Genomic DNA, 2,349 nt, shown 5'->3' with positions numbered 1-2,349 from the left:
CGGGCGCCTCGCGCGGATCGGCGTGCGGGTCGCGGAGCAGGCCGTGGAGCCGCTGGAGGTCGGCCGGTGACATGCCGTCACAGCGGTCGATGATCTCCCGGGCGCGCGGGTCGGTCGCCCGCGCCTCCGCCTTCTCCTCGTCCGTCATGGTCATGACCCGCAGCGTCAGGATCTCGTCGATCTCGGTGGAGTCGAAGAGGGCTCCCGCGCTCTGCTCGGCCACCTCGGGATGGTCGTACAGGATGATCGGCGCACCGAGCACGGTGTCGGTGCTGCCCTTCGCCCCTGCCAGCACCGGCCAGCAGCGCCGCTGCCGGCAGCGCCCGGCCGCCGCCTCGGCTGCCGCCGGCGGCTCCAGCAGGGAGACGAACTCCGCGCCCTCCGCCCGGAGCAGCAGATGCGTGCCGATCAGCGAGGCGCGGATCGCCGCGTCCTTGTCGGCGGCGGTCGCCGCGTGCTCGTTGTCGACCGAGACCGTCAGCCGGACGAACCCGTCGTCGGCGGCCGTCTCCGTACGGACCCGGGCGGTCAGCTCCTCGCGGCGGCGCACGATACGGCCCACCCGTACGCCCCGCTCGTCGGTGAGCGCTTCGATCTCCTCGCCGCCCGGTACGGTGAGCAGTCGATCCGTCGGCCCGTCCAACGGCACGGTACCGAGGGCGATTTCCTGCTCCACCGCCTCGTCCCAGCTGAGCACCGACACACCGGCCACGGTGAGTTCACCCACGGGGGAGTGGCTGCCGTCCGCCTCCAGCCGCTGCACCTCGCGTACCTGGAGCTGGAGGAAGCGCAAATGGACGGTGACCCGGGCGGCCGTGCCTTCGGGTGCGTCCCCGGGCGCCGTCAGCAGGCACTGCATCGCCATGCCCGGGTCCTCGCCGAAGCTGGCGGGCGCCGCCGACGGCGGGCCGAGCACCCCGAACTGCCAGCGTGACTGGTTCTTGTGCGAGCTGGCGCGGTACGGGTAGAGCAAGTACCCCTCGTACAGCACCGCGTCGGCGACCGTACGTACATGGTCGAGGCCCGGCGCCGTCATGTGGCCACCTCGCCGACGTCGGCCAGCAGCATCCGCACGGTCTCGTCCCAGCTGATCAGGCCGCGCCGGGCGCGGAAGTCGGCGATCTGGTCCAGCACGTCCTGATCCAGCCTGATCCAGCCGGAGTTCGGGAAGTGCGAGGCGATCATCCGCCGCCACACGGCGACCGGCAGGTCGTAGCGGGCCTCGCAGTCCCACGGCACCTGCCGCACCCCGAACCCCGCGCTGCCCTTGGTGAACACCGTCCCGGAGAAGAGCAGGGTGAGCGGTACGGTGCCGTCGCCCAGCGCGTGCAGATAGCGCGAGCCGATCACGTCGAAGTCGTACGTGCACGGCAGCGGCAGATCGATCTCGGTGGCGCCGGTGAACCCCTGCACCGTGGTGTTGCACTGCATCCACAGGAACGGCCGCAGCGTGTCGGACCAGCGCTCACGCTCGCCGAACAGGCCGAGCAGCCCGTCCCGTTCGGCCGCGTCGTAGTGCCGGCGCTGCGGTTCGATACGGACCTGGCAGCGCAGCACGACCGCGTGGATCCGCTCGCCGGCGCCGTCCTCGATCCGCAGCCGCGCCGTCAGCTGCGGTGCGACGGTGTACGGCTCGGCGACGACGTCGAGCACGGAGAACTCCATCCCGCTCATCCGCGACCGCCGTCCAGGACCGCAGGCCGGCTGCGATCGGCGACCTGCGCGAAGAAGGCGTCCATCGCGTCGTGCGCCTCACGGCCGCCGTCGAAGCCGCGCCACAACGTGCGCAGCCTGCCGACCAGTTCGTAGCAGGCGTCGATCGGCACCAGATGGCAGGAGGACCCGTCCGGTCCTTTCGAGCGGCGCACCAGCAGGGCCTCCACGTCGGGGCGCAGCACCGCCAGCTCCGGGTTGGCCCGGACGATGGTGTCCCAGGCGTCCAGCGGCAGTTCGGACTCCGTCGCGCCCGCGGGTCCCGGGTAGAAGGCGATCGTGCGCTCCTGGAGCGAGTTGCGGAACAGGAACGCGAGCCCGACCGGGATCTGCAGCTCGTCCCAGGTCCGTTCGTCCAGGGGCAGCCCGTCGAAGCGCAGATACCGCTCGGGCACCGCGCGGTAGCGCAGCTGCGCTTCCGGGTCGCTGAAGAGCAGGTAGCAGGCCCGGCAACTGCACATCAGGGCCCGGCTGTCGAGGTTCACCACATGGGAGTGCTCGGCGCCGACCTGCTCGGCGCACATCTCGCAGCGCTCGCCCGCCACCGGCTGCGGGCGGTTGCGGGTGACCCGCAGCAGTGCGGCCACCGGGGACGGCCGGGAGCCGGCGATCATGTCGCCACCGGCGCGGGAGAGG

The 2,349-nt window shown here is 72.0% G+C and carries 3 protein-coding genes; all 3 read right to left on the bottom strand.

The features are described from left to right. Positions 1-1,036, bottom strand: a 1,036-nt coding sequence (locus tag HY68_RS43430) for a hypothetical protein (protein ID WP_198533200.1), incomplete at its 3' end; no start/stop codon positions are given. Continuing rightward, positions 1,033-1,674: a DUF6084 family protein gene (locus tag HY68_RS03160; RefSeq protein ID WP_041984171.1), complete on the bottom strand. Its 642-nt coding sequence runs from the start codon at positions 1,672-1,674 to the stop codon at positions 1,033-1,035. The genes HY68_RS03160 and HY68_RS43430, both read right to left, overlap by 4 nt. Beyond that, positions 1,671-2,237 carry a DUF5947 family protein gene (locus tag HY68_RS40340; RefSeq protein WP_241778726.1) on the bottom strand — a complete coding sequence of 189 codons (567 nt, stop codon included), beginning with the start codon at positions 2,235-2,237 and terminating at the stop codon, positions 1,671-1,673. The genes HY68_RS03160 and HY68_RS40340 overlap by 4 nt, the downstream gene beginning before the upstream one ends. Positions 2,238-2,349: the final 112 nt, after the last annotated feature.

This window comes from Streptomyces sp. AcH 505 (genome assembly GCF_000818175.1).
GTDB lineage: Bacteria > Actinomycetota > Actinomycetes > Streptomycetales > Streptomycetaceae > Streptomyces.
The sequence above is the reverse complement of the archived record's forward strand: the minus strand, read 5'-3'. Positions and strand labels throughout refer to the sequence as shown.